Raw genomic sequence first — 950 nt, forward strand, 5'->3', positions numbered from 1 at the left:
AACTGCAACCTTATTCGAATTAAGATATATTTCACTTTCCGGGTGCATCTCTATAAACCAACCATTTTTACAATCAAATTTTTTCATTTTCATTTCCCCTTATTTATATACTTAAGTTATTACTTTAGAATAACATAAAAGGAAATATTCCTGCGTGAAAGATAACTAGAAGCCTACGGGTTCTTTTTTATTATATTTGAATGTAACATAAGTGTAATTAAGTTACATTCAAAAACTTGATTCTACTGGATTCACCAGAAAATCATTCGGAACTAATTTCATTAGAAAAAATGATACATTCAGAATGCTGTTCTATAAGGTTTTAAAACTTGAATCTCACAAGATCTAGGTTTACATATCGCAGCTTATCGGAAGTTACTTATAGAGAAAAGGAGAGAAGAGGTTATGCGCAGCATATCTTTTCTCCTTTTTGCTTGTGAATTCAATCTTTTACGAACGGTTATTTGAAAGATATTAATAGGCTTAACTATTTTCCCTAACTCACTTGATACTTTTATGTACCTGCTATTAGAAAAAGAATGAAAGCTGTAGTTCTGATCACCTTTTGTATAGCTCTACTAATTTTTTACCATCAGTGTCACCAAAGATAGTAGTGAGTGGAACTAAATTGATGAAAACATTTAAGTAAGACACGAATATGAAGCTATCTAAATAATGACGGAAAACTCCGAACTCATATCCAGTGGTCACATCCAGAACCAGTGCGCAAATTAAGTTAAATAGCACTCCACCTAAAAAGAAGAAGGTCTTTTGAGTTGTGCTCATCCAGTTGATCGTATTTGCGACGACTCTTCCGCCGGCAAAATAAGCATTTCTGATATTGAAGTTGTTCTTTTTCCATAGAATTTTACCATTCCCAATACTGAACTCATTGATCTTTCCACCAAATAGCTTAAGAAAAAAGGCATGTCCGGTCTCATGAATAAATG

At 32.8% G+C, this 950-nt stretch carries 1 protein-coding gene; it reads right to left on the minus strand.

Annotated elements, in window-relative coordinates; genetic code table 11:
- Positions 1–558: 558 nt before the first annotated feature.
- On the minus strand, positions 559–950 hold a 392-nt coding region (locus QMF37_RS18185; protein WP_283479144.1), incomplete at its 5' end, for a site-2 protease family protein.

The sequence above is a fragment of the Planococcus sp. S3-L1 genome (assembly GCF_030063085.1).
In the GTDB taxonomy this organism is placed as follows: domain Bacteria; phylum Bacillota; class Bacilli; order Bacillales_A; family Planococcaceae; genus Planococcus; species Planococcus kocurii.